Origin of the sequence: Polymorphospora rubra (assembly GCF_018324255.1) — a bacterium.
GTDB classification, from domain to species: Bacteria; Actinomycetota; Actinomycetes; order Mycobacteriales; family Micromonosporaceae; genus Polymorphospora; species Polymorphospora rubra.
Window position 1 is genome coordinate 143,173 of the sequence record NZ_AP023359.1, and the last position, 26,477, is coordinate 169,649.

Annotated in this window: 21 protein-coding genes and 3 pseudogenes; 8 read left to right on the forward strand and 16 right to left on the reverse strand. The window is 73.2% G+C overall.

From position 1 onward, the window contains the following. The first annotated feature begins 295 nt into the window (after positions 1–295). Entirely contained in the window at positions 296–1,555 is a 1,260-nt protein-coding gene (locus Prubr_RS00620; protein ID WP_212820570.1) for a transglutaminase-like domain-containing protein, read from the forward strand. 27 nt (positions 1,556–1,582) lie between these two features. Next, positions 1,583–1,969, forward strand: coding sequence for a VOC family protein (locus Prubr_RS00625; RefSeq protein WP_212820572.1), 387 nt, complete (start codon positions 1,583–1,585; stop codon positions 1,967–1,969). Positions 1,970–2,057: 88 nt separating this feature from the next. Here Prubr_RS00625 and Prubr_RS00630 read toward each other — a convergent pair whose 3' ends face one another. The 7 genes from Prubr_RS00630 to Prubr_RS00660 form a co-directional block, all read right to left on the reverse strand. Next, on the reverse strand, positions 2,058–2,378 hold the full coding sequence (locus tag Prubr_RS00630; protein WP_212820574.1) for a hypothetical protein: 321 nt from the start codon (positions 2,376–2,378) through the stop codon (positions 2,058–2,060). An 8-nt stretch (positions 2,379–2,386) separates the two neighbouring features. Beyond that, on the reverse strand, positions 2,387–4,339 hold the full coding sequence (locus tag Prubr_RS00635) for a hypothetical protein (protein ID WP_212820576.1): 1,953 nt from the start codon (positions 4,337–4,339) through the stop codon (positions 2,387–2,389). Positions 4,340–4,454: 115 nt separating this feature from the next. Continuing rightward, positions 4,455–5,363, reverse strand: coding sequence for a siderophore-interacting protein (locus Prubr_RS00640; protein WP_212820578.1), 909 nt, complete (start codon positions 5,361–5,363; stop codon positions 4,455–4,457). Between the two features lie 49 nt (positions 5,364–5,412). Continuing rightward, positions 5,413–7,488 (reverse strand): iron ABC transporter permease, encoded by a 2,076-nt coding sequence (locus Prubr_RS00645; RefSeq protein ID WP_246568183.1) that lies wholly within the window; start codon positions 7,486–7,488, stop codon positions 5,413–5,415. A 23-nt stretch (positions 7,489–7,511) separates the two neighbouring features. Continuing rightward, positions 7,512–8,495 carry an ABC transporter substrate-binding protein gene (locus Prubr_RS00650; RefSeq protein ID WP_212820583.1) on the reverse strand — a complete coding sequence of 328 codons (984 nt, stop codon included), beginning with the start codon at positions 8,493–8,495 and terminating at the stop codon, positions 7,512–7,514. Positions 8,496–8,572: 77 nt separating this feature from the next. After that, a complete protein-coding gene (locus Prubr_RS00655; protein WP_212820585.1) occupies positions 8,573–9,424 on the reverse strand; it encodes an ABC transporter ATP-binding protein in 852 nt (283 codons plus the stop codon). A 94-nt stretch (positions 9,425–9,518) separates the two neighbouring features. Next, complete coding sequence (locus tag Prubr_RS00660; protein ID WP_212820587.1) at positions 9,519–11,729, reverse strand: amylo-alpha-1,6-glucosidase; 2,211 nt, start codon at positions 11,727–11,729, stop codon at positions 9,519–9,521. A gap of 128 nt (positions 11,730–11,857) precedes the next feature. On the opposite strand from Prubr_RS00660, the gene Prubr_RS00665 reads away from it, so the two are divergent. Together Prubr_RS00665 and Prubr_RS00670 are read left to right on the forward strand one after the other, a co-directional pair. Next, entirely contained in the window at positions 11,858–13,315 is a 1,458-nt protein-coding gene (locus Prubr_RS00665) for an acyltransferase family protein (RefSeq protein ID WP_212827287.1), read from the forward strand. Between the two features lie 42 nt (positions 13,316–13,357). Beyond that, the gene (locus Prubr_RS00670) at positions 13,358–13,780 is read left to right on the forward strand and encodes a DUF6924 domain-containing protein (protein ID WP_212820589.1); all 423 of its coding nucleotides are present in this window, start codon (positions 13,358–13,360) and stop codon (positions 13,778–13,780) included. A gap of 93 nt (positions 13,781–13,873) precedes the next feature. Here the strand turns inward: Prubr_RS00670 and Prubr_RS00675 are convergent, their stop codons facing one another. Both Prubr_RS00675 and Prubr_RS00680 read right to left on the reverse strand, forming a co-directional pair. Continuing rightward, positions 13,874–15,361: a CoA-acylating methylmalonate-semialdehyde dehydrogenase gene (locus Prubr_RS00675; RefSeq protein WP_212820591.1), complete on the reverse strand. Its 1,488-nt coding sequence runs from the start codon at positions 15,359–15,361 to the stop codon at positions 13,874–13,876. Beyond that, complete coding sequence (locus tag Prubr_RS00680; protein ID WP_212820593.1) at positions 15,358–16,653, reverse strand: aspartate aminotransferase family protein; 1,296 nt, start codon at positions 16,651–16,653, stop codon at positions 15,358–15,360. Before Prubr_RS00680 ends, Prubr_RS00675 begins: the two co-directional genes overlap by 4 nt. A 160-nt stretch (positions 16,654–16,813) precedes the next feature. Between Prubr_RS00680 and Prubr_RS00685 the strand changes: the two genes are divergently transcribed. Next, entirely contained in the window at positions 16,814–17,806 is a 993-nt protein-coding gene (locus Prubr_RS00685; RefSeq protein ID WP_246568185.1) for a hypothetical protein, read from the forward strand. On the opposite strand, the gene Prubr_RS00690 is transcribed toward Prubr_RS00685, so the two are convergent. From Prubr_RS00690 to Prubr_RS38085, 3 genes and pseudogenes are all read right to left on the reverse strand, one after another. After that, positions 17,803–17,970, reverse strand: a complete 168-nt coding sequence (locus Prubr_RS00690; protein WP_212820595.1) for a hypothetical protein — start codon at positions 17,968–17,970, stop codon at positions 17,803–17,805. The genes Prubr_RS00685 and Prubr_RS00690 overlap by 4 nt on opposite strands. Positions 17,971–18,025: 55 nt before the next feature. Beyond that, positions 18,026–18,655, reverse strand: a pseudogene (locus tag Prubr_RS38080) (Mur ligase family protein); the annotation flags it as partial. A 144-nt stretch (positions 18,656–18,799) separates the two neighbouring features. Then, positions 18,800–19,531 (reverse strand): annotated as a pseudogene (locus tag Prubr_RS38085) (Mur ligase family protein); the annotation flags it as partial. Positions 19,532–19,575: 44 nt separating this feature from the next. Here Prubr_RS38085 and Prubr_RS00700 point away from each other — a divergent pair. Further along, positions 19,576–20,925: a MurL-like N-terminal domain-containing gene (locus Prubr_RS00700; RefSeq protein WP_212820599.1), complete on the forward strand. Its 1,350-nt coding sequence runs from the start codon at positions 19,576–19,578 to the stop codon at positions 20,923–20,925. Between the two features lie 43 nt (positions 20,926–20,968). On the opposite strand, the gene Prubr_RS00705 is transcribed toward Prubr_RS00700, so the two are convergent. After that, entirely contained in the window at positions 20,969–22,015 is a 1,047-nt protein-coding gene (locus tag Prubr_RS00705) for a hypothetical protein (RefSeq protein WP_212820601.1), read from the reverse strand. Positions 22,016–22,144: 129 nt separating this feature from the next. Further along, entirely contained in the window at positions 22,145–22,408 is a 264-nt protein-coding gene (locus tag Prubr_RS00710; protein ID WP_212820603.1) for a GlsB/YeaQ/YmgE family stress response membrane protein, read from the reverse strand. Between the two features lie 201 nt (positions 22,409–22,609). On the opposite strand from Prubr_RS00710, the gene Prubr_RS00715 reads away from it, so the two are divergent. Next, positions 22,610–23,416 carry a Clp protease N-terminal domain-containing protein gene (locus Prubr_RS00715; protein WP_246568187.1) on the forward strand — a complete coding sequence of 269 codons (807 nt, stop codon included), beginning with the start codon at positions 22,610–22,612 and terminating at the stop codon, positions 23,414–23,416. 10 nt (positions 23,417–23,426) lie between these two features. On the opposite strand, the pseudogene Prubr_RS00720 reads toward Prubr_RS00715, so the two are convergent. Together Prubr_RS00720 and Prubr_RS00725 are read right to left on the reverse strand one after the other, a co-directional pair. Beyond that, positions 23,427–25,165 (reverse strand): annotated as a pseudogene (locus Prubr_RS00720) (PucR family transcriptional regulator). 207 nt (positions 25,166–25,372) lie between these two features. Then, complete coding sequence (locus tag Prubr_RS00725; protein ID WP_212820605.1) at positions 25,373–25,777, reverse strand: winged helix-turn-helix transcriptional regulator; 405 nt, start codon at positions 25,775–25,777, stop codon at positions 25,373–25,375. A gap of 65 nt (positions 25,778–25,842) precedes the next feature. Between Prubr_RS00725 and Prubr_RS00730 the strand changes: the two genes are divergently transcribed. After that, complete coding sequence (locus Prubr_RS00730; RefSeq protein WP_212820607.1) at positions 25,843–26,430, forward strand: NADPH-dependent F420 reductase; 588 nt, start codon at positions 25,843–25,845, stop codon at positions 26,428–26,430. Positions 26,431–26,477: the final 47 nt, after the last annotated feature.

The following is a 26,477-nucleotide window of genomic DNA, read 5'->3' on the forward strand; positions in this document are numbered from 1 at the left end:
TCCATGCCTGGTGCTTGTCTTCAGTTAACCAGTTGTTACTGAAGGATTCTTACGACATCGACGCGTGGACGGCAAGCCCCCGGCCCGAACCGTTACGATCCTCGACCATTCCGCCCTGGCGTTCCCCCACAGCGGACGGCCGGCAATCGTCGCGTCCGGCCCACGCTCCACGCCGTGGCACACCCGCGCCCGGACGGGGCGGGCGAAAGGGCGGGAACGCGGGACCCACCGGTGGACCGCCGTCGCTACGCTGTCAGGCACCGCTGTCGGACGCCGCGCCCGTCGGGGAGGACGAATGGCCGCCGGACCGTACCAGACAGATATCGATCCCCCACGCTGGCTCAACGAGCTGCGTACCCGGGGTGACGACCTCACCCGGGCCCGCGACTGGGCGGGCGTCCACGCCTACCGCGACGAACTGCGTCGCGACGTCGACTGCTGGACCCACCTGTGGGGGCCGTGGTGCGCCGTCGCCGCCCGCCGGGTCGGCGACCCGGGCGCGTCCGCCCTGCTCGACGAGGTGATCGACGCCGGCTTCCGGCAACCCGGGATACTCACCGGCGAACTGGAGGCCGCGTTCGGCGACGACCCGGACTGGCCCCGGCTGGTGGACCGGCTGAACGCCCCCGCGCCGCCGCCGGCACTGGAACTGCGCACCTGGCCCGGCCTGCCGGCGGCCCCGCCGCCGGCACTGTTCCGGTTGCCCCCGGACCGCGAGGCGACGCTGCGGACACTGATCCCCGCCCCGGCGGCCGACGCGTGGGACACCGCCAGCGGCCTGACCGAGTGGGTCGGCCGGCGCTGGGTGCACGCGAACGGGCACCTCGACGTCGACGACGCGGTGACCTGCCTGGAGCGGGTCGACGCCGGCGAACGGTTCGCCTGCGTCGAGTACGCGCTCGTGCTGAGTCAGGCGCTCAACGCGGTCGGGATACCGGCCCGCCGGCTCGACCTGCGCCAGTCGGACCATCACACCGGCCTCGGCCGGGGACACATGGTGTCCGAGGCGTGGATCGACGGCCTGGACCGGTGGATCGTCCTCGACGGACAGAACCGGTGCCACTGGGTCGACGCCGACGGCGCCCCGCTCGGCGCGGCACAGCTCCAGTCGGCGGTCCGGGCAGGTCGGCCGGTACGGGCCGTCCGTCGCGGTCCCGGCCTCTCCGCCGAGGAGGCCGATGTCTGGCGTTCGCACTTCGCGGCGGTGGCGACGACCGGCGGCACCTGGGCGACCGGCGCGTTCGTGCCCGTACACCAGGAACACTTCCTCATCTGCACCCCACGGCTGGAGCACGACCCGGCCGCTCTCTATCCCGACCTGTCCGGGGTCGGGATCGGCCTCGACCTGGTCGACGGGTGGGCCGCGATCCGCCCCGCCACGCACCATCCGTTCGCCGACGGCTTCCGGATCGACACGGACGCCGGCACCGAGACCGTGCCGGTCGGCGGAGCGTGGGTGCTGGCCACCGCCCCGGGCGAGCACCGGGTGACCGTGGCGGTACGGACCCGCTACGGTGCCCTGACGGCGCACGAACTGACCTACCGGGTGCGGTGACGGAGGTCCGTCGCCACCGTCGACGACGTGGAGGACCACATGCCCGAGGAGATCACGTTCGACCGGGTCGCCCCCGTCGTGCCCGTACGCGACCTCGACGCCGCGCTCGACCGCTACCGGCGGCTCGGCTTCACCGTCCGGGCGTACGCCGGTGGTGAGCGGTACGGGTTCGTCGACCGCGACCGGATCTCGCTGCACCTCACCGAGTGGGCCGAGCACGACCCGGCCCGGACGGCGGCGACCGTCTACCTGTACGTCTCCGACGCCGACGCGGTGCACGCCGCCTGGGCCGCCTCCGGTGTCGAGGGCCGGCTGGGCGAACCGGGCGACACCCCGTACGGGCTGCGGGAGTTCGCTTTCGTCGACCCGGACGGGACGCTGCACCGGGTCGGTTCCCCGATCCCGCCCGGGTAGGGCCGGCCCACGCGGCCCCGGGGTGCCGGGCGGTCGACGAGCCTCCCGCTCCGGCGTCGCCTTCCCACCGGACCGTCTGCCCGGGATCTCAGGCCGTGCCCTGCCACCGGATGACGGCCACCCAGATCCGGTCCACGATGTTGCCGTTGTCGTCGTACACGTCCCGGATCTCGGTGGTGAGCAGGAAGCCGACGTGCAGTGTCGGCTTGGTGAGCCCGACGTTGGTCATCGGGGCCAGGACGTCCGGCCAGAGCTTGAAGGGTATGCCGTTGTCGGTCCGGGTGCCCTCGAACTCCGTCAGGTAGACCGACGCCAGCGGGTTCGGGGTCCCGGCGGGCGGCGGCGGGAGGCTGACGGTCGCGGTCGTCCCGGCTCCGGTCACCGGGCCGGTCGCCCAGTTGGGCTGCACCTGCCAGGTCACCTTCGTGACCGAGATCGGGCTGCCGTACCCGCCGAAGCCGCCGAGTTGCAGGGTGAGCGTGGCGCCGGTGGGCGGGGCGGCGGTGCGGTGACGGTGACCGTGAACGCGGCGTCCGCGTAGCGCGGGCCGCCCCGCACCGTACCGGTCAGCGGGCCGGCGGCGCCGGGCGTCAGGGCGAACGCGGTGCCGGTGATGCCGACGCTCGCGGCACCGATCACGACCGGGAGCCCGCCAACAACCGCGCCGGTGTCGGTACGGGTCGCGGTGACGGTGACCGTGGTGGCGGTTCCCGAGACGACGGTGGTCGGTGCGACGGAGAGGGTGAGCTTCCCGCGCCGGACCACGACCGAGCCCTCGACGTTGCCGGTCGCGCCGCACAGCCGCTGGTAGGCCCAGACCTCGTCGTCCTCTTCCAGCGGTGCTCCCAGTGGAAGGGTGGCCGAACCGTCGGTGGTGGTCCGGGCCGAACGGATCCGGTGTCCGACGAGCGCCACCACCCGCGCGCCCGGGAGAGCGCCGGAGATCACCAGGTCGGTGTCTCCGGGCAGCGGAGGCACGATCTTCAGGACCGGGAGCGGGTCGGGGACGGCCCGGACCTCGACGGCGTCGGTCGGCTGCGGTGCGTCGCAACCGGTGTAGTCCACGACGAGTTCGTCGCCCGCGTCGAGCGGGAACCACAGTGGAAGGACCATGGGCACGCCGACGTACGGCGCGAACGCGTCGGCGAGTTGGCGGCCCGTCCGCCTCGACCGCAGGACCCCGATGCCCCAGCCGCTCGGGTCGAGCCGAACCGTCCGCGCGCAGGAGTAGACCGGGTCGACGATCCGGGGACGGGCGGAGGGGCGGATCCCGCCGGTCTCGTCCGGCCGGATGTATTCGCGGGCGAATCCGGGCTCGCTGGTCCTGGTGCACAACGTCTGCCGGACCCGGATGTTGACGATCGGGCCGGGGCCGCCGCCGACGACGTGTGGCAGGTCGAACTGCTGCAGCCCACCGGCCGCTCCCGCCGTCATCAGCGGTGTCTCCGGGCCCCAGCCGCCGATCGTGTTGTCCCACGAGATCGTGCTGAACTCGACGGTCGCTCCGGCCACCAGACCGTCCACGGCGATCCGGCGGGTCTCGGGGCAGAAGGCCTGCGGCGCCGGTTTCGGTGGGATCTGCTCGGGGCCGACGGGCGTCTTTCCGTCTCCGGAGACGTACCCGCAGGTCGGCAGCAGTTGGCGGACGACCACGGCGCCCTCGACGAGGCGGCCGGGCAGCAGCGCCCGGAACTGTTCGGCCGGGGCGTACCAGGACGCCGAGGAGCCGTCCTCGAACTCCGCCGTCACCCGGGCGGTGGGAACCACACCGGCGAAGTTGATCTCGGACTGGCAGGCGGTCAGCGGTCCCACGACCTGCGGGACGCCCACCCCGTTCTCGATGTCGGTCAGGATCACCGGGTCCGACCAGGCGACGGGGCTCGGGTTGACGCCCGGGAGGGTCTGGCTCGCGGTCAGCGCCGTGCCGACACCGAGCGGGGCCGACAGTGGGATCCACTGCCGGGTCCGGTCGGCCACCTGGACGGCCAGGACGGTCGTGCCCCGTTTGACGGTGACCTCCGCGCCGGGCACGAGGCCGGCCAGCAGGGCGCTGTCGGAGCACTGGTTGAGCAGCGCCTCGAACACCGGGGCCGGCAGGTCGGGCGGCGGCGGCAGGACGGGCGTGCCGTGGACCGACGGGACGGACGTCGCGCCCCCGAGGCTCTGCGTCGCGACGAGCGTCGTTCCCTCGGTGAAGGGCGTGCCGACCGGCAGCCACACCGTGCCGTTGGCGTGGGCGACGCCGTCGGCGTGCCGGGTGCCGTCGTCGGCCGTGACTTCGACCGTCGCCCCGGCCAGTACGCCGTCGACCCGCACCTGAGGGCTGGTCGACACGACCGGGCCGGTCACCGTGGGCGGTGCCAGGATCATCGCGGAACCCCTGTCTCCCGGTGCTGATGGGCACGGCCACCGTAGCAACCTGTGAAGCAGGTCACAGTCGGGTTCGTTCCACCGTCGCGGTCGGAGACAGGACAGCCGCGACGGCTCAGCTGGGGTCGGCGTGCCCCTGTCGCCAGTAGCCCATGAAGGCGACCGAGTCCCGGCCCATCCCCCGGGTCGACACCAGGTGGCGGCGTAGCTGCCGGATGACGCCGGCCTCGCCGGCCAGCCACACGTAGCTCGGGCCGGTCGGGACGTCCCAGAGGATCTCCTCCGGGTCGCCGTCCCCGACCTCGACCGGAGTCGGGCGGCTGGTCGGGAACAGCCGTTCGGCCGCCGCCTCGACCGCCGGGACCAGCCGGCTGCCGTGCGGTGCGCCGGACCGGGGCAGCCAGGTGACGGTCACCCCCGAGGGAGCCGCACAGTCGAGGACGTCCTCCGCCAGCGGCACCTCCAGGAGGATCTCCCCCCGGCAGCCGGCCGGCAGCCGCTCGGCGATGGCACAGATCGCCGGCACCGCGGTCTCGTCACCGGCGAGCAGCATCGGCCGGTCCGCCTGGGCCGGCAGGAACTCCCGCCCACCGTGGTCACCACCGTAGGCGTTGTCCGGTCCCATGATGACGATCCGGTCGCCGGGGCGGGCCGTCGCGGCCCAGCGGGCGGCGGGGCCGTGCGGGCCGCCGTCGTGCAGGACCAGGTCGACGTCGATCTCGCGGTCCGCGCACCGGGCGGCCCGGACGGTGTAGGTGCGGAACGGGTTGCGCTGGTCGGCGGGGAGCGACCGCCAACGCCGGTACCAGTCCGGTCCCTCGGGCAGCGTCCGGAAGCCGTGTTCGGCGAGCGGGAAGACGAGCTTGATCCGCAGGTCGTAGCCGAGGTCGGCGAACCGGTCTAGGTCGGTGCCGGTGAACGTGGCCCGCAGGAACGACGGGCTGAGGCGCCGCAACCGGGCGGTCTGCGTGTAGAACGGGCGCCATGGCGTGACGGTTTCCGGCGCGGTACGGAGGTCGGTCATCGGTGCCTGCCTTTGTCGTCGGGGCGGGGTGGCCGGGTGGCGGGGCGGGTCATCCGGTCGCCGCCTTGTGGGTCCGGGAGCGCCAGAGCAGCCAGACGAAGTACGGCGTGCCGACCAGGGCGGTGACCAGGCCGGCCGGGATCTGTGCCGGGGCGATGACGGTCCGGCCGAGGGTGTCGGCGAGGCTGACCAGGAGCGCCCCGAGCAGGGCGGCGACGGGAAGTACCCGGGCGTGCCGGCCGCCGACGAGGGCCCGGGCGAGGTGCGGGGCGACGAGGCCGACGAACCCGATCACACCGATCGCGGAGACGGCGGTGGAGGTGAGCAGCGCCGCGCCGGCCAGCGCGATCAGCCGGGTGCGTTCCAGCCGTACGCCGAGTACCCGTGGCGTGTCGTCGTCGAGGGAGAGCAGGTCGAGGTCCCGGCGGGCGAGGACGACGACCGGGGTGAGCACCAGCAGGGCGATCGCGACCGGCAGGAGTTGTCCGGCGGTACGGCCGTACGTCGAGCCGGACAGCCAGGTGAGCGCCTTGGCGGTGTTCCACGGGTCGGACCGGACGATGATGAAGGTGATCAGCGCCAGGCCGGCGGCCGACACCCCGACCCCGATGAGGACGAGCCGGTCGGAGCTGAGTCCGCCCCGCCAGGCCAGGCCGTAGACCAGGGCGAAGGTCAGCAGGGCCGCGCCGCCGGCCACCGTCGACATCGTCCAGATGCCCGCCAGCGGGACGAAGGTGAGCAGGGAGACCGCGCCGACCCCGGCGCCGGCGGTGATGCCGAGGATTCCCGGTTCGGCGAGCGGGTTGCGGCAGACCGCCTGGACGGTCGTGCCGGCGATGGCGAGGGCGGCGCCGGCGAGCAGGGCCGCGCCGACACGCGGGTACCGCTGGTCGAGGACGAAGGTGTACGCGACGCCGCTGCGTCCCTGGAGCCAGTTGACGACGTCGCCGGTGAGCAGCCAGGTGTCGCCGGCGAGCATCCCGAGCACGAGCGCGCCGGCCGTCGCGGCGGCGCAGATGGTCAGGACGAGGCCGAGGCGGGTCCGGGACCGGCCGGCGTTCGGCCGGGCGGCGGGCGGCCGCCGGGTCGGCCCGGAGTCGCGCTGCCGGCGGGCCAGCCAGACCAGGATCGCGGCGCCGAACACGGTGGTGGCCACGCCGGTGGGGATGTCGACGCCGGCCTCCCCGCCGAGGGTGGCGCGCAGGACGACGTCGGAGCCCAGGACGATGAAGGCCCCGGCGATGCCGGACAGGGGCAGCAGGATCCGGTGTCGGTGCAGTCCGGGCACCCATCGGGAGAGCAGGCGGGCGATCACCGGCGCGCAGAGTCCGACGAAGCCGACCGGGCCGGCCACGGTCACCGCCGCGGCGGAGAGCCCGACGGCGAGCAGGGTCACCATCAGCCGCGTACGGCGGACGTCGAGGCCGAGGACGCTGGCGGTGTCGTCGCCGAGGGCGAGCAGGTCCAACCGCCCGCCGATCAGCAGGCAGCCGGCGACGCCGAGCGCCACGACGGGGGCGAGTTGCGCGACGGTGCTCAGGTCGCCCTGGACCAGGGAGCCGTTGCCCCAGGCGAAGAGTCCGACGGTCGACTCCTCGAACAGGAGCATCAGCAGTGTGGTCAGTGAGCTGAGCGCCAGTGCCGTCGCCGATCCGGCCAGGATGAGCCGGGTCGGTCCGGAGCTGCCGCCGGCCGAGAGGAGCAGGACGAGGCCGGCGGCGGCCAGGCCGCCGGCGAAGGCGGCCACACCGGCCGGCAGGGCGGGCAGGTTGAGGCCGACGGCGGCGGCCGCGACGACGGCGAGGTGGGCGCCGGCGTTGACGGCGAGGGTGTCCGGGGAGGCCAGCGGGTTGCGGGCCAGCGACTGGAGGGCGGCGCCGGCGAAGCCGAGGGCGACGCCGACGGTCAGGCCGGCGAGGAGCCGGGGCAGCCGCGAGCCGACCAGCACCTGGGCGGCGCCCGGATCGTCGCCGCCGAGCGCCAGCCGCAGCAGGTCGACGGCGTTCACCGCGGACGTGCCCTGGGTGAGGTGGACGACGGCGACCGCCACGGTCAGGGCCACCGCCACCGTGAACACGACGGTGAGGCGGCCGGCGGCCGGCGCGGGTGACGCCGGTGGCGTCACCCGCGGCAGCGTGCTGACCTGGCTCAAGATGTGTAGGCCGCGACGAGCTGTTCGGCGTACTGGATCGCGGACAGCGGGCCGCCGAACGTCCAGATGCCGTCCGGCATCCGGTGCAGCTTCTTCTGCTGGACGAAGCCCAGGGACTGCCAGATCGGGTTGGCGGACAGGCCGCCTGCGAAGACGTCGTCGCCGTCCGAGGCGTTGTAGAAGAAGCGGACGTCGGCGTCCTTGATGGCGGTCAGCCCTTCGACGTCGGTCTGGTCCAGTGCCCACATCGGATCGCCCGCGCCCGGCCAGGCGTTCTCCAGCCCGAGCGCGACGCCGATCTGGGAGACCAGGGCGCCCTTGCCGAACATCCGGATCGCGACGCTGCCGCCCTGCTGGTAGCCGTCGGCGATGGCGAACTGCTGGCCGGCGGCGCCGGCGTCGGCGATCTTCTGCTTGCCGTCGGCGATCGCCTTGTCGAAGTCGGCGAGCACCTTCGTCGCCTCGTCGGTGCGCCCGACCGCGGTCGCGATGGTCTGGAACTCGGTGCGCATCCGGCCGATGTTGTCGCCGGCGTCGCTGCCGGCGGTGACCAGCACCGGGACGTACTTCTCGAGCTGGACGACGAGTTCGGCGCCGCGGTTGGCGCGGGCGATGACGAGGTCGGGCTGCAGCGCAACGATCGAGTCCACGCTCGGTTCGGCGCGGGTGCCGACGTCGGTCACGGACGGGTCGAGCTTGGCCGCGGTCACCCAGGTGCCGTAGCCCTTGACGTCGGCGACCCCGGCCGGCATGACGCCGAGGGTGACCAACTGCTCGGCCTCCGCCCATTCGAGGGCCACGATCTTGGTGGCCGGGGCGTCGAGGCGGATCTCCTTGTCCCGGCTGTCGGTGAAGGTGACGGGTCCGCCGGTGGGGGCGGCGCCGGAGTCGGTCCCGGTCGGGGTCGGCTCGGTGGTGCCGCAGGCGCCGAGCAGGAGTACGCCGGACAGCGCGGTGACGAGGACGGTGCGACGGTTCATGCTTCTCTCTTTTTTCGGGCAGGGTTCACCGGCCCGCCGGGTCTGCGGCGGGCGGCGGTCGGACGGTCGGTACGGGGTCAGGCCGCGACGACGCTCCGGTGCGTGTGCCGGCCTACCGGTCGGGTGTGGACGTGGCCGGTGACCGGGTCGGTGGTCACCTCGATCGGGATGCCGTACGTGTCGGTGAGGATCTCCTCGGTGAGCACGTCGGCCGGTGGTCCGGCGGCCCGGACCCGCCCGTCGTGCAGCAGGACGATGCGGTCGGCGATCGCGGCGGCCTGGTTGAGGTCGTGCAGGACGATGCCGACCGCGACACCGTGGGTGTCGGCGAGGTCGCGGACCAGGTCCAGGATCTCCACCTGGTAGCGCAGGTCGAGGAAGGTGGTCGGCTCGTCGAGCAGGATGATCCGGGTGTCCTGGGCGAGGCAGGTGGCCAGCCAGACCCGCTGGAGTTCACCGCCGGACAGTTCGTCGACGCCCCGGTCCGCCATGGTGTCCACTCCGGTGACCTTCATCGCCCAGGCGATCGCGCGGGGCCCGTCGGTGTCGGTGGAGCGCCAGCGGCCCCGGTACGGGTGGCGGCCGTAGCCGACGACGTCGCGGACGGTGACGCCGCTGGGTACCGGACGGCTCTGGGTCAGCAGGGTCACCCGCTGGGCGAACTGTCGGGCGGTGAGGTCGGCGGCGGCGGATCCGTCGGCGAGCGTGATGGTCCCCTCGACCACCCGGTGCAGCCGGGCCAGCGCGCGCAGCAGCGTGGACTTTCCGCTGCCGTTCGGACCCAGCAGCACGGTCACGGCGCCGTCGGTGAGGTCGACCGCGGCGTCGTGCAGGACCGGGTGTCCCTGGTAGCCCAGCGAGAGGTTCACCCCGCGCAACCCGTCGCGGCGCCCCGATCGGGCGCTCCCCTGCCGAAGCACATCCACCATGCAGCTCAGGTTAGCCTAACCTTGGATCTTGTCAAATGGTCGTCCCGCATCCCTGACCTGCATGGGCTGTGTATCGGATACCTATGGGCGGCGGTCAGCGGCGGGCGTCCCGTGGCGGGCGCCGCACCACCAGAACCCGGTCGCCACGGGTACGCACCGACGCCGTACCGTCGCGGCGCCGGCGCACCCGCAGGTCGAACGTCGCCCCACCGATCCGTACCCGCTCGATGTCCAGGTCGGGCAGCCACGCGGGCAGGTGCGGGTCGACGAGCAGCGTCCGCAGCGGCCCGACCGGCCGCAGTGCCAGCAGCGCCTGCACCAGCGCCACCACCGTGCTCGCCGACCACGCCTGCGGCGAGCAGGAGTCCGGATAGACCCCCGGGTACGGCGTCTCGGACCGGGACAGCCCGCTCAGCACCTCCGGCAGCCGGTGCCCCTCGAACATCCCGGCCGCCGCGAACAGCCCCTCCGTCACCGCGTGCAGCTGCGGCCAGCAGCCATACCGGGCCAGGCCGAGCGCCAGCGTGCCCGCCTCGACCGGCCAGACGCTCCCCCGGTGGTAGCTGAACGGGTTGTACGCCGGATGGTCGGCCGACAGGGTCCGGACCCCGAAGCCGCTGAACATGTCGGGGCGCAGCAGCCGGTCGGCCACCACCCGGGCGACCCGGCGCGGCACGATCCCGGCCGCGAGCAGGTGCCCGTCGTTCGAACTCGCCGACACCACCGGCCGGCCGTCCGGTCCCAACGCCATCGCGTAGAACCCGTGCCCGGGCAGCCAGAACGCCCGGTGGAACCGCCGTTTCAGGGCCGCCGCCCGGCGGACCAGCCGGACCGCGTACGCCCGCTCGCCGGTCGCCGCGAACGCCAGCGCCCCGTGCCGCAGGGCGGCGTACCAGTACGCCTGCAGTTCACTGGTCGCGATCGGGTTCTCGACCACCTCGCCCCGCTCGTCCACGACCGCGGTGTCGGAGTCCTTCCAGCCCTGGTTGCGGACCCCGGCCGCCGACCGGCACCGGTACTCCAGGAAGCCGTCGCCGTCGAGGTCGCCGAACCGGTCCAGCCATGCCACGATCCGCCGGGCCGCCGGCATCAGCTCGCGTACGGTGCCGAGGTCGCCGGTCCAGGCCAGGTACTGGCCGAGGCTGAACAGGAAGTCCGGGCCGGTGGCGTAGTCGCCGTGGTAGCGCTCGAAGGCGTCCAGCCCGAGCACCGACACCGGTCCGCGGCGGGCCTGGTGCAGCGGCTTGCCGGGCTCCTCGTCCCGCCAGTCGTCGAACCGCCGCCCCAGATAGCCGGCGTTGAGCCGCAGGCTGTCGCGCAGCATCGTCGGCCCGGCCAGCAACGCCTGCCAGGAGGTCGCGAGCGTGTCCCGGCCGAAGATCTGCTGGTACGCCGGCAGCCCGGCGAACGGCGCCGTCGGCCCGGCCGGCTCGCCGAGCGGCAGCGCGGCGAGATCCCGTACGGCGGTCTTCCAGGCCGCGGCGACGCCGGCGTTCGTCGACCGCAGCAGGGACAGTTCCTCCCGCAGTTCCGTCCGTGCCCGCGCCGCACCGTCCCCAGCCTCCGCCCCTGCCCCTGCCCCTGCCTCGGCGATCTTGCGGTTGTCTCCTCCATTCGCCGGATTTGTCGGGCGAGAAGTGCAAGATCGCGGCGGCTCCGCGGGCGGGTCGGCGAACAGCGCGGGTGGGGCGGGCCGGCGTACCCCGTCGAAGACCGGCTCCACCAGCAGGTCGACGTACGCCTCGCCGCGCGCCGGCACGCTCAGCCGCACCGTGAACGCGCTGTCGGCGTACCCGACCCCGGTCGCGCCGTGCACCCCGATCGCGACCGCCCGGTCCAGTCCCGACCGCCCGTACGTCAAAAGCAGCTCGCGGCCGTCCCACGACCGGGCCACCGGCGCCTCCTGCCGGCGCCGCCCCGACTCGGCCTCGACCGTGTCGGCGAAGTCCGCGTCGACCTCCACCCCCAGCTCGACGGTCAGCGGGGCGACGGCGTAGCTGAGCACCCGCAGCCGGGTCCGCAGCCCGGCACCGACGAACCGCTCCACCACCAGGTACGCCGCGACCGACGGCAGCACCTCCGCCTCGGCCAGCACGGCGTACGACATCTGCGCGTGGGCGCCGACGTCGGCGGTGCTGAACACCGTCGGTGCCCGCCCGTCGACGGTGATCCGTTCCCGGCTCAGCACCCGGGTGTTGTCGGCGAAGAAGCCCTGCGGATCGGTGCCGCCGACCCGCCCGCGTACGTCGGTCACCAGCGTGCTCCAGCCGCTGGCCACGTAGAGCAGCTCGGGACGTACGCGCACGTTGCGAACCGCGGGTGAGCCCACGGCCGTCCATACCCGTACCGCCGCTCTTCACGCCCCGCCGGGTTGTCGCGTTCGGGGCGGCAACCCCCGCACCGCCGCCTAGCGTCGGGAACATGCCCCGACCGCTGGCCGGCCTGCGTCAACTCGCCGCGCACACCCCGGCGAGCCGGGACCGGTACGTCGACACGCTGCGGGCCCTCGCGATCACGCTGGTGGTCCTCGGGCACTGGCTGGTCACCGTCATCGCACACACCCCGCAGGGGCGGCTCACCGGCCACTCCGCGCTGCCCGACCTGCGCTGGGCCTGGCCGCTGACCTGGCTGGTCCAGGTGCTGCCGGTGTTCTTCCTCGTCGGTGGGTACGCCAACGCCGCCTCGCTGACCGCGCACCGCGACCGGGGCGGCAGCACCGTGACCTGGCTGCTGGACCGGGGGCGCCGGCTGCTGCTGCCGACGACCGTCCTGCTGGTGACGCTCGCGCTCGCCGCGCTGGTCGCCCGGGTCGCCGGCGCCGACCCGAAACTGGTCCGCGACGCGGTCTGGTACGCGGCGATCCCGCTGTGGTTCCTGTCGCCGTACCTGCTGGTGGTGCTGCTGACCCGGCCGATGTACGCCCTGCACCGCCGGTACGGCGTCGCGGTGCCGCTGGCGCTCGCCGGCCTCGTCGCACTCGGTGACCTGGCCCGGTTCGGCGGCCACGGCGGGCTGGCGGTGGGCAGCTTCCTCTTCGGCTGGCTCGCCGTCCACCAGGTCGGCTTCGCCTGGCGGGACGTGTGCGCGGGCCGGCCGGGCTGGCCGGCGCGGCCCCGGGTGGCGGTGCTGCTGCTGGTCGGCGGGCTGACCGCGACGATCCTGCTGACCTGGCCCGGGCCGTATCCGGTCAGCATGATCAACATTCCGGGCGAGCGGCTGCACAACATGTCGCCGCCGAGCCTCGCCCTGCTCACCCTGGCCACCGCCCAGATCGGCCTGATCCTCCTCCTCCGCCCCCGCACCTCCAGGCTTTCCGCGATCTTGCAGTTGTCTCCCCCATTTGCCCGGAATGGGGGGCGACAAGTGCAAGATCGCGGGGACGGGCGCGGGGACGGGCAAGGAGAGCGGGCCACGGTGGGATGGACGGTTGTGGTGGCGATCAACGCGTTCGTGCTCACGGTCTTCCTGTGGCACGTCACCGCCGTACTCCTGCTCGCCGGGCTGCTCGACGCCCTCGGCGTGTTGCCCACCCCGCCGGTCGGCACGCTCACCTGGTGGCTCTGGCGGGTGCCCTGGCTGCTCATGCTGATCGTTCTGCTCGCCGGCCTGGTGGCGGTCTTCGGCCGGGTCGAGACCCGCGCCGCCCACCGGCTGCGGAACGCCGTGCCTGACCGGCGGCGCGGCCGGGCCGCCGCCCGTTCGGCGCTGACCGTCGCCGGCTTCGCGGCGGCCACGGCGGGCCTGGTCGGCATCAACGCCGCACCACGGGCGGGCGAACATCTGCTCGGGATGCCGGCCTGGGCACTGGCCTCGTTCCTCGTTGGTGTCGCCGCCCTCGAAGTCGCCCGCGCCACCACCACCCGCGCCCGGCCGGATCAGGTCGACAGATAGACGCGCCGGTGAGGCTCCGAGCCACTTGCGAAGATCACGGGCATGACCCGCCTGCCCCAGCCGGCCGACCTGACGTCGCTGGTCCTCCGCACCGACTTCGCCGATGACGACGCCTGGCACGCCCTGCAGGAACAGATCGGCCTTCTCGACCGGCATCCCCACGCGACCTTCGTCAGCGATCCGGCATACGCCGGGATCACCGCGCAGGCGGTCGTCGACATCGATGCCGCCGCCGGCGACGACAAGCTGACCTATCTGTTCCTCGCCGACGCCACCACGATGACCGACGACGAGAACCCCCTGCTCGCCGTCGACACCTACGACGAACCCGGCCGCACGTTCCGGCTGCCGGTCCGCTGGTACGCCGACGTCTCGGCGAACCTGGCCATCGGGAACGTGGACTTCGCCGATTTCGCCGACGCCGCGGACGGGGCCGGCACGTACCAAGGCCCCGACCGGGAGTGAACCCTGCCGTTGATCAAGGAGAAAGCGTGCCCGGATCGCGGCGATTCGTCGCGCGACTTCTCCTTGATCAACGCGTAGGGGTAAGGCGAGGTGTCAGGTCTGGGTGGGGAAGCCTAGGTTGATGCCGCCGTGGCTCGGGTCGAGCCAGCGGCTCGTCACCACCTTGCCCCGGGTGAAGAAGTGCACGCCCTCCCGGCCGTGCGCGTGCGTGTCGCCGAACAGCGACGACTTCCAGCCACCGAACGAGTAGTAGGCCATCGGCACCGGGATCGGCACGTTCACACCGACCATGCCGACCTCCACCTCGTGCTGGTAGCGGCGGGCCGCCCCGCCGTCGTTGGTGAAGATCGCCGTGCCGTTGCCGTACTCGCACGCGTTGACCAGGGCCAGCGCCTCGTCGTACGAGGCGACCCGGACCACCGACAGCACCGGCCCGAAGATCTCGTCGGTGTAGATCGACATGTCGGGCGTGACGTGGTCGAACAGGGTCGGCCCGAGCCAGTAACCACCGGCCTCGCCATCGGCCACCACGTCCCGCCCGTCGACCACGGCCTTCGCGCCGGCGGCCACCCCGGCCTCGACGTACGACGTCACCCGGGCCAGGTGCGCGGCGGTGACCAGCGGTCCCATGTCGCAGCCCCGGCGGCCGTCACCGGTACGCAGGCCATCGATCCGGGCCGCGATCCGCTCCACGAGGGCGTCGGCGACCGGCTCGACGGCGACCACGACCGAGATCGCCATGCACCGCTCCCCCGCCGAGCCGAACCCGGCGTTGACGGCGGCGTCGGCGGCCAGGTCGAGGTCGGCGTCGGGCAGCACCACCATGTGGTTCTTCGCCCCGCCGAGCGCCTGCACCCGCTTGCCGGCGGCGGTGCCGCGCTCGTAGACGTACCGGGCGACCGGGGTGGAGCCGACGAACGACACCGACTTCACGTCGCGGTGGTCGAGCAGCGCGTCGACCGCCTCCTTGTCACCGTGTACGACGTTGAAGACGCCGTCGGGCAGGCCGGCCTCGGCGAACCAGGCGGCGAGCAGGCCGGCGCTGGACGGGTCCTTCTCCGACGGCTTGAGCACGACGGTGTTGCCGCAGGCGACCGCGATCGGCACGAACCACAGCGGCACCATCGCCGGGAAGTTGAACGGGGAGATCACCGCGACGACGCCGAGCGGCTGCCGCAACGTGTACGAGTCGACGCCGGTCGACACGTTCTCGCTGTGGCCGCCGGCGAGCAGCGACGGGATGCCACAGGCGTACTCGATGATCTCCAGGCCGCGCTGGACCTCGCCGGCGGCGTCGGACAGCACCTTGCCGTGCTCGGCGGTGATGGTGGCGGCGAGTTCGTCGCGGCGGGCGTTGACGATCTCCCGGAAGGCGAACAGGACCGAGGTACGCCGGGCCAGCGACGCGTCGCGCCACTCCCGGCCGGCCCGGACGGCGGCGGTGACGGCGGTGTCGACGTCGGTGGCGCTCGCCAGGTCGACGTGGCCGCTGACCGTGCCGGTCGCCGGGTCGTAGACCTCACCGGTACGGCCCGGCTCCCCGGTCCACGGCTTCCCGTCCACAAAGTGCGTAATCCTCATGCCCCATCCACCTTCGTGATCGCGTCGACCAGGACGGCCAGACCCTCGCGGGCCTCGTCCTCGGTCAGGGTCAACGGCGGCCCCATGCGCAGCACGTTGCCGTACAGGCCGCCCTTGCCGACCAGCAGCCCGCCGCGCCGGCACTCCTCGAAGACCGCGACGGTCGCCGCCGTGTTCGGTTCGCGGCTGCCCGGCTGGACGAACTCGACCGCCAGCATCAGCCCCTTGCCACGTACCTCGCCGACGATGCCCCGGTCGGCGACCGCGGTGCGCAGCCCGTCGCCGAGGATCGCGCCGACCCGGGCGGCGTTGGCCTGCAGGTCGTGGTCGAGCAGGTAGTCGATGACGGCGTTGCCGGCCGCGGTCGAGACCGGGTTGCCGCCGTACGTGGAGAAGCTGGTCGCGTGCACCTCGTTGAGGACCTCGGCCCGGCCGACGACACCGGCGAGGGCGAAACCGTTGCCGATCCCCTTGGCGAAGGTCAGCAGGTCGGGCACCACGTCGTGGGCCTGGTAGCCCCAGAAGTGCTCGCCGGTGCGGCCCCAGCCGGTCTGCACCTCGTCGGAGATGAGCAGGATGCCGGTCTCGTCGAGGACCTTCTTCCAGGCGCCGAGCAGCCCGTCGGGGGCGTGTACGAAGCCGCCGACGCCCTGGATCGGTTCGGCGATCAGTGCGGCGACGTCGCCGGAGGTCTGCGTGGCCAGCACCTCGCGCAGGTCGTCGACGGCCGCCTCGACGTGCTGCTCGGGGTCGAGACGGGACAGCAGCCCGCGCAGCCGGTCGCCGGAGTGCAGCCAGCTCACCTGGAGCGGGTTCAGCGCCGACGCCGACCAACTGCGGTGCCCGGTGATGCCCATCGCCGCGTACGACCGGCCGTGGTAGCTGTTGCGCACGGCGAGGATCTGGTGCGAGCGGCGGTGGTTGGTGGCGACCAGCAGCGCCGCCTCGTTGGCCTCGGTGCCGGAGTTGGTGAAGAACACCCGGGGGTCGGGGATGCCGGACAGCCGGGCGATCTTCTCGGCGAGTTCGACCTGCTGGCGGATCAGGTAGAGGGTGGAGGTGTGCACGACGCCGGTGCGCAGCTGGCGTTCGACCGCCTCGCGGATCTCCGGGATGTCGTACCCGATCATGGTGGTCAGCACGCCGCCGAAGAAGTCCAGGTAGGTGCGTCCCCGGGCGTCGGTGACCCGGCATCCGGCGCCGGATACGATCTCGATCGGTTCCTGGTAGTAGAGCGGCATCCAGGCGGGCAGCACGGCCCGGTGCCGGGCCAGCAGGTCGTCAGTGGTCATGGCAGAAACCCCTCACCCGGGTACGCGGATCATTGCACGCTGCCATCCATGACCACCCGTGGCAACCGTCAGGATGTAGCTCACCGGCATGGCGCGATTGACACTCCGTCAACCGACGGGAACGCTCCGGGCGGCCTGCGGCTACGGATACGATCCGCCGGTGACCGTGCCCGCCGTACCGCTGCCGACCGGCGCGCCCGGCGCCACCTCCGCCGACGTCGCCGCCGGGATCGCCGGCTGGCTCGGGTCGCCGGCACTGTCCGACCTGGTCACCGCGTTCGGCGGCCGGCCACCGACGGCCGACCTGGGCGCCGCCCTGGCCTGGCTCGACGACTTCTCGGCCGCGCACTGGGACTTCCGGGGCGGCCGGGAGCGGCCGGAGGCGCGTGAGCCGGCACTGCCGCCGGAGACCGCCCGCCGGGTCCTGGCGTCCGCGCGGGCCCTGGGCCTGGTCACGCCCCGGCCGCCGGCCAGGTCCGGGTACGCCCACCTGGTGGTTCTCGGCGGTCTGGCGCACGCCTGTGTCTCCCGTGTCCGGTGCGCGGCCCGGCTGCTCGGTCACACCGTGGGGTCGGAAACGACCGGTGCCGGGATCACCGCCGCGACGGTGGCCGTGCTGGGCAGTTTCCGGCCGCTGACCGCCGACGAGACGGCATCTTTGGCGGCGGCCGGCATCACCGGCTGCCGGTCCGAGGTGGACGCCCTGGACGCGACGGTCCGCCGGGAGTTCGGTGTGGACACCCCGGTCGCCGAGCACGGCGAGAGCGGCGACGACCCGCACCGCTCCTGGTCGGAGCGGATCTACCGGCCGGTCGGCGGCCCGCAGGTCCGGGTGCTGGCCGCCCCTTCCGGCGACCCCGCCGTACGCCGCGCGCACACCGCCGACACGCAACGGTTCTGGGCCAGCCGGATCCGGCTCGCCCCCGGTGATCCGGTGCTGCTGGTCACCGCGCCGATCTACGTGCCGTTCCAGCACTGCGACGCGCTGCGCACCCTCGGCGTGCCGTACGGCTGCGGCGTAGAGACCGTCGGCCACCCGCCGTCCGATCTGGACGACCGGATGCCGGTTCCGGTGCTGACGCCGGGCCGCTACCTGCAGGAGATCCGTTCCGCCGTCCGCTCGATGCGGGCCCTGCACGCGGCCCTGTCCTAGTCGCCGGGCAGGACGTACCACCAGCCGTTGCCGAGCCGGATCCCACCGGCCAGGTGTGCGCGGGCGCCGTACAGGTTCAGTTCCAGGTCGGGTCGCGGGTCGCCGGCGAGGTAGGCGTAGCCGCCCGCGTCGTCGGGGAAGCCGAGCCACTGTGGCAGGAACACGACCGGTGCCCCACCCGGCGCTCCAGGGCGCCGGGGTGACCGGGGCGTTCCACGGTCACGCGGTGTCGCGGATGGCCTGGGCGAAGACCTCGGAACGGTGTTCGAAGTTGCGGAACCGGCCGTAGCTCGGGGCGGCCGGCGACAGCAGCACCGCGCCGCCGGACGGGGTGACCGTACGGGCCAGGGCCACCGCCGCGACGAGATCGTCGGCCACCTCGGCGCGTACGCCGGGCAGGTCGCGCAGCATCTCGACGATCCGCTCGCCGCTGTCCGGGATGCCGATCACGGTCAGCTCGCGGTCGGCGAGGTGCTCGCGCAGCGGGGTGTAGTCCAGGCCCCGGTCGGTGCCGCCGACGATCACGGTCAACGACCGCCCGTCGTACGCGTCGATGGCGTGCATCGCCGAGTAGGGGCTGGTCGACAGGGTGTCGTCGACGAACGTGACGCCGGACGGGTCGGCGATCTCGGCGAGCCGGTGCGGCAGGCCGGCGAACGAACCGGCGGCGGCGGCGAGCGTGTCGGCCTGCGCGACCACGTCGACGCCGAGCGACTCGACGACGGCCAGTGCCACGCACAGGTTGCGGCCGTTGTGCCGGCCGACCAGCGGCAGTGCCGCGCGTGGGAAGAGCGGGCGGTCGCCGGCGTGGACGTACTCGGTGCCGTCCGGCCCGGCGGCCAGGTGGAAGCGGTCGGCGCCGTCGACGACCGGCCCGCCGGGGCGGTCGGCGCGCACCGGTTCACCCACCGGTCCGGGTCCGCCGACCACGGTCGGTTCGCCGGCCGGCCCGGCCACGCCGACCAGGCCACCGGTCGGCAGCGGTCCGGGGGCGACGTCGGAGCGGCCGGCGGTCAGGACCGGTCGGCCGGCGACGGCCGGCAGGGCGGCGAGTTCGGCGAGCAGCCGCTGGTCGGCGCCGTTGACGACGATCGTCGCCGGGCCGTGGGCGAGCAGGTTGAGCTTGTCGCGGTAGTACTCGCGTTCGCCGCCGTGCGCGTCGAGGTGCTCGGGGAACAGCGACGTCACCACCGCCACCCGGGGCGAGTCGGCCAGGTCGCTGCACTGGTAGCTGGACAGCTCCAGCACGTAGAGGTCGGCCTCGGGCAGGTCGAGCAGGGGTACGCCGATGTTGCCGCCGAAGACGTTCGGCCGGCCAACGGCGGTGAGCAGGTGGCTGATCAGGCTCGACGTGGTGCTCTTGCCCTTGCTGCCGGTGACCCCGACGGTCCGGTCGGCGTGGTCGGCCATCCACAGCGCGGTCCCGCCCGTGATCGGGATGCCCCGCTCGCGCAGCGCGACGACCCAGGGGTGGGTCTGCGGTACGCCCGGCGAGCGGACCACGACGTCGGCGGCGGCCAACTGTTCGAACGCCTCGTCGCCGCCGTACAGCGGGGCGAGTCGGGCCAGTTCGCCGTCCCAGGGCAGCGACAGGAAGTTGGCGCTGTCGTCGACGGCGACCAGCCGGGCGGGTGCGTGCGCGGCGATCGCGGTGACCGCTGCCCGGCCCTCCCGGCCGGTCCCCCAGACGGCCACCGAACGTCCGCGCAGGTCGGCCAGGCGCACCGGCATTCTCCTTCGGTCAGGGTCGGGCCTGCCTAGTATGGCGTGTGCGCAACGAACAGCTCCGGGGGATGCGTTCCTTCACCTTCCCGTCGTACTCCTTCGATCCGGACAGCGGGGTGGCGTCGTTCGACTACGCCCTCGACGGGCCCGACGGCGGGGTCCGGTTCACCGAGACGGTGACGTTCCCGCTGCCGGAGCGACCGCCGGCCGCGGAGACGATGCTGACCTTCCACCGGGTGCTGGAGCTGCTGCACCTGGTGGCCGGGGTGAGCTACTACAAGGCGGCCGCGCCGCCGTCGATCGCGGCGCCGGCGCCACTGGGCACGGCCGCCGCCGCGCTGGTCCAGGCCGTCTACACCAGGGGCCTGGCCGAGTACGCCTACCGCAACGAGCTGCCGCACGTGCTGGAGCTGGTACTCGACGTACCGGTGGGGCAGCTGCCGGCGCCGACGGTGGTCGACACGTCCGACCGGCGGCCGCTGTCGGCCGTCGGTGGCGGCAAGGACTCGATCGTCAGCCTGGAGGCGCTGCGTCAGGGCGGCTTCGACCCGGTGCCGTTCTCGGTCAATCCCAACCCGGTGATCGAGTCGGTGAACGCGGCGGCCGGACTGCCGGCGCTGGCCGCCCGCCGCCGGCTCGACCCGCTGCTGTTCGAGATGAACAAGGCCGGGGCCCGCAACGGGCACATCCCGGTCACCGCGATCAACTCGCTGATCGCGGTGGCGACGGCGGTGCTGCACGGGCTGGGGCCGGTGGTGATGTCGAACGAGCGGTCGGCGTCCGACCCCAACCTGATCTGGAACGGTCACGAGATCAACCACCAGTGGTCGAAGGGGGTCGAGGCCGAGGGGCTGCTACGGGCGGCGCTGTCGGAGCACGCCGGGCTGACCGAGCCGTACTTCTCGCTGCTGCGGTCGCTGTCGGAGTTGCACATCGCCCGGCTGTTCGCCCGGTTCGACCGTTACGACGCGGTGGTGACCAGCTGCAACGCGGCGTTCAAGCTGCACGACCCGAGTGCCCGGTGGTGCGGCGACTGCCCGAAGTGCCGGTTCGTGTTCCTGGCGATGGCGCCGTTCATGTCGCGGGCCCGGATCGAGGGCATCTTCGGCGTCGACCTGCTCGCCGACCCGGCGCAGGTGCCGGGCTACCTGGAACTGCTCGGCATCGACGCGCACAAGCCGTTCGAGTGCGTCGGCGAGGTCGAGGAGTCGCTGGTGGCGTTGGGCCTGCTGGCCGAGCAGGAGCAGTGGCGCGGGGCGCCGGTCGTCCGGTCGCTGATGGCGGCGGTGCCGGCGGAGGCGTGGCCGGCGGCGTCGCGTACCGACGTGTTCACCCCGGCCGGGCCGAACCACGTGCCGGCGCCGTACGCCAAGGCGTTGACCGCGCTGTTCTAGCCGGCGACCCGCGGTCCGGCGGCTGCCGGCCGTGGTCCGGCGGTCAGGGGCGGCGTGGGCCGATGCCGTTTTCCGGCGTCGGTTCCACGCCGATGCCGGACTGCACGCCGAGGAACCGGTAGGTGACGCACTTCAGCGCCCACAGCAGCCAGCCACGGTCGGCGGCCTGGATGGGGCGGCCGTCGGCGTGCCCGACCGCGCCGATGAGCAGCCAGGTGCCGCCGACCGAGAAGACGGTGCGTACGTCGCCGTGCGCGTCGGCCGGGGCGAGTCCGTCCGGCAGCGCCTCGCGTACGGCCCGGGCGTCGTCGTTGCTCGGGTAGAGCACGGCGCGGAAGTTCACCAGGGCGTCGCTGTCGTCGGTGGTGAAGGTGACGTGCAGGGTACGGATGCAGGGCGCGCGTTCCAGCGGCCCGTCGTCGGGCAGGACGCCGGCGCAGCCGCGCCGGTCGGCGGAGCTCTGCCGGGTCAGGGTGTTGCCGCCGATGGTGAAGCTCGCCTCGGGGAAGACGTCGGCGGCGGTCAGGTAGGTGGGTGTGGCCCGGACCCAGGCGACGCCGAGGGTGGCCACCAGCGCCAGCGCGGCCGCGGTCGCCGTGGCCACCCGGACGGGACCGCGCAGCCGCTGCGCCATCATCAGGGCGGCGACGGCCAGCATCCCGGCGGCGAGCAGCCCGAGCAGTCCCCACCGGATGCCGGTGGCCATCTGGTCGGCGCCGGCGCCGGCGCCGCGCATGATCGAGGCGAACGAACTGCCTCGTCCCGGCACGAAGACCAGGGCCACGAGGCCTGCGAGGATGCCCGCGACGATGAGCGCGGCCTGGCCGATCCGGCCCGCCCGGCGGCCGAGCAGCAGGCCGGTGATCAGGATCAGGAGCGGGAGTGCGATCACCAGCCAGCCGGCGGTGACCATGCCGGCGCCGGAGCAGGCGGTGATCCGGCAGGCGGCGCTGACCACCGTGGTGCGGATGGGTACGGCGAACACACCGGCGAGGATCGGGCCGCCGATGAGCGCGACGAGGGCCAGCAGGCCCGGCAGCACCGAGACGTCCCGGCGCCGGCGGGGTCGGGTCTCCTTGTCCAGGTCCACCCGACCCGCCGTCCGCCGTCGCGCGTGTGTCCCGCGGTGCCCGATCGAGCCCTCGTCTCGTCGCTGTGCTGCCATGACCAGGCAGTTTAGGAAGTTTGATCAACCCGGCCCGGCGGGCGGGTGCCGCGGTCAGCGGCGGCCGACGGCGGCGGAGACGATGCCGACCCCGATCGCGGCGAGGGCGATCTGGATGAACAGTTCGATCCAGTCGACGCCACGGGTCTCGGCCACCCCGATCAGGGCGGCCAGCATCGTGCCCAGCAGGGCCGCGACGATCCCGACGGCGATGGTGAGCAGGAACGAGATGCGTTGCCGGCCGGGCAGGACGAGCCTGCCGAGCGCACCGATGACGGCGCCGATGATCAGTGCGGTGATGATGCCGGTGATCTCCACTGTGGTCCTTCCCGTACGCGGCTCGAGGTCGGCCCGTGGGTGCGGGCCGGCGCGCGTCCCCGTATCGGCGACGCCGTCCTGTTCCTTCCCGATCAAGGGCGTTTCGAATCCGGCTGCGGGTTTGACCTCCACCACTCTCGCTTTGTAACCCCAGCGGGGGTATAACAGGGTTACAGGTTGGCGACCGGAAGGGGCCATCAGATGCCGACGATCCAGGAGGAGCCGACGATGCCCAAGATCAACGTGTACCTTCCCGACGAACTCGCCGAGGCGGTGCGGGAAACGGGCGTGCCCGTCTCCGCCATCTGCCAACGCGCCCTGGAACAGGCGGTCCGGCGGGTGACCGCCATCCGGGAGACCGCCGTGGCCGATGTCGACGGCGACGAGCTCGCCACCCGGCTGCCCAACTTCACCGCCCGCGCGCGCACCGCGCTGCAACTCGGCATCGAGCGGGCCAGAGCCGACGGATCGCCGACCGTGGGCACCGGACACGTGCTGCACGGCATGCTGACCGAAGGCGCCAACCTCGCCCTCCAGGTCCTGCCGGCCATCGGAATCGAGTCGGCCCGGATCAGTCGGGACCTGGCCCACGAAACCCTCACCGACGAGGACCCGGCGGCGGAAGGCGGGCCGCAGCGGTTCAGCGGACCGGCGGCGGGCGCCCTGGAACTCGCGGTCACCGAGGCGACCGCGTACGGCCACAACTACGTCGGCTGCGAGCACCTGCTGCTCGGGCTGATCGCCGAACCCGACGGCGTCGCCGGCCGGGTCCTGCGCACCCTCGGCGGCGAACTGCGGCTCACCCGCCGCGCCGTCGCCGCCGCCCTGGCCGGATTCGTGCACCTGCGGGCGCAGATGGCCCAGTCCCAGCCGGTTTCGCAGGCAGGACCCGCCGCCGGGCCGGAGCTGACGGCGCTCCTCGGCGCGGCGATCCGGCGGGAACTGCAACCCGTCGTCGAGCGGATCGAACGGCTCGAACAGCGGGCCGGGGTGACCACCGACGGGTGACCCGCCCGGCTCAGGTGTCCCGTACGGCGTCGAGCGCCAGCAGCGCCACGTGCAGCGACAGGCAGGCGTCGACGGAGTCGAGGTCGGCGTCGAGGATCCGGGCGATCCGGGCCAGCCGCTCGTAGAACGCCGGCCGGGACAGGTGCGCCGCCGTCGCCGCCGCCGACTTGTTGCGCCCGTTCTCCAGGTACGCCCGCAACGTGCCGAGCAGTTGTTCACGGGGATGCCTCGCGTCGTACGCCAGCAGTGCCCCCAGCTCCCGCTCCACGAACGTCTGCAGGCGCGGCTCCTCCCGCAGCAGGTGCAGCAGTCCGGCCAGGCCGACGTGCGGCAGCCGGAACACCGCGACGTCCCGTCGGTCGTGGCGCGCGGCGTCGGCAACCTGCCGCGCCTCGATCAGCGACCGGCGGGCCTCGCGCAGGGTGCCGACCCCCGAACCGGCCGCGACGATCAGCCCACCCGGCCGGGCGGTGCCCCCGTTCCCCGGTGCCGCCGGGCCCGGACCGCCCGGTCCGCCCTGGTCGCCCGGCCCGCCGGTACGGGGCCGGCCGGGCGGTCCGGCGTCGAGCCGTATCCGGCGCAGCGCCGCGGCGAACGCGGACAGTGCCCGCTCCTCGTCGTCGACGCCGCGCAACGCCAGCAGCGCCCCACCGCCTGGTCGTCGAGGGCACTGGTCAGTCCGGTCAGCCGGGCGTCCCGTAGCGCCTGCCCGACCGCCTCGGCCAGGTCACGCAGCCGGGCCTGGGCCGCCTCCGTACCGGCCTCGGCACCCCCGTCGTCGGCGCGGAACCGGACCACCACCCCGACCAGGTGGTGGCGTTCCAGCGCGACACCGAGGGCGCGGGCCCGCAGGGCCACCTCGTCGACCGGCCGGGAGTGGTCGAGCAGGGCGGTGAGCAGCGTGCGGTGGATCTGGCGCTCGAGCCCCTCCGCGTCCCGGCGGATCAGCCGCCCCAGGGCGAGGGTCGACGCGGCCCGCTCGACCAGGATCGTCAACCGGGTCGGCGGCGGGTCGCTGCCGGACAGCTCGTTGGACCAGCGCAGCAGCAGCCGGCCCCAGTCCTGGCCCCGGGCGCCGACGGTGGTGACCAGCCAGCCGGAGTCGGCGTCGTACGCGGTCCGGCCGGCGGGCTGGATCCGGCGCGAGTGCTGCTCCCAGCCGTCGAGCAGCAGCTCGGCGGACTCCCCCGCGGTGTCGTACGCGAGCACCTGCCGGGACAGGTTCTCCAGCACCACCGGGCAGCCGGCCAGCGCGGCCGCCTGATGCACGACGTCACCGGGTTCGGCACCCTCCACCGACAGTTCGGTGAACCGCTGGTGGATCTCCTCGGTCGCCCGCAACTCGGTGAGCTGGGCGTCGACGATCAGCGCGTGGACCGCCTCGGTGATCCGTACGAACGGGGTGGCCCGGCGCAACTCCACCAGCGGCAGCCCGCGCCGCTCGGCCGCGGCGACCATCACCTTCGGTAAGGTCCCGGTGAAGCGCCGGCCGAGTTCGACGACGAGTCCGGAGACCCCGACGTCGGCCAGATCGGCGACGAAGGCCCGCAGCCCGGCGTCGTCGGTGGGCAGCCCGATCCCGGTCATCAGGACGAGCTCACCCCCGCCGAGCAGGGTCGCGATGTCGGGCACCTCGGCGACGTGCACCCAGCGCACCGCCCGGTCCAGGCTGGCCGCCCCGGCGAGCATCCGGGGCACCCCGTGCCGCACCGGCGCGAGCGCCAGCACGTGACGGACAGTAGGGAACACCCGCTAACGGTAGCCGCCCCAGATTCCGATGATCAGGGAGTGAGTTCGGGGTGTCGCCGGCGTGTCGGGGTTCCCGGTCCCTGATCACGCGGATCTCTGGCGGCGGAGGCGTTGATACCTGGTGACCGGCAGGTTGGATAGGCCAGTTCATCGCGCGGCGCGAGCCCCGCTCCGGTGACGCGAGGCTGTTCGTGGGTACCGGCGAGGTCAGCCTGACAGGGCTGAGTCGTAGGTCGCGCGTGCGGTGTTGATGTCGCCGATGTGCCGTTCGGCCCACTCTGCCACCATGGCCATCACTGGGAGAAGGCTCTCGCCGAGCGGTGTCAGCCGGTACTCCACGCGCGGCGGCACTGAGTCGGTCACCGATCGCGCTACCAGGCCGTCGCGTTGAAGCGCCCGCAGCGTCTGGGTGAGCATCTTCTGGGTGGCGCCGGCGATCACGCGGGCCAGCTCGCCGTGCCGGCGTGGCCCGTCCGCGAGCTCCTTGAGGATCAAGCTGACCCAGCGGTCACCCAACCGGTCCAGGACGCGGTGTGTCGGGCATGAGGCCATCGACATCAGATATGCCGAGCGTGCACTGGCCCGGCGTTCGTCTGCGCTGCTGATGGCCATCCGATCCTCCAGGCACCTTGAAGTGCCCACTGCCGTTGAGACATCGTGCAGCCTACCGTCGGGGCATGGGTGTGATCGGGATTCTCGGCGCCGGCAACGTGGCCCGCGCGCTGGCTCCGGCGCTGTCCGCCGCTGGACACGACGTCATCGTGGGTACCCGCGAGCGTCTGGCGTCCACAGCTGCCTCGGCGGAGATTGTCGTCAACGCACTACCTGGCGCGGTGTCGGTCGAGGTACTCGGGGGGTTGTGCCGAGTCCTGGCCGGCAAGGTGCTCGTTGACGTCGCCAACGCCGTGGAGCAGGGGCCGGACGGCTTCACGTCCCGCCTGCTCTACCGAAACCTCGCGGAAGAGCTGCAACGCACGCTTCCCGATACCCGCGTGGTCAAGGCGCTGAATACGGTGGGACCGGCGGCGTTGATGGCTGCCCCCGCCAGCTTGGCCGTACCACCGTCGACCTTCTTGTGTGGTGACGATGCGGATGCCAAGAAGGCGGTGGTGGGGCTGCTCACCGATCTCGGCTGGCCACCGCAGCGGATCATCGACCTCGGCGGCGTCGAAACCGCCTGGTGGCCGGAGTCCTTTGTGCTCATGGTCCGTCCGCTGATCGCCGCCTTGGGACCGGTCCCGTTCGCGCTGGCACTCGCGCACTGAGCCGGCAGGTGGTGTGTCGTGCTGGCGGTCGTGGTGATCCTTGCCGG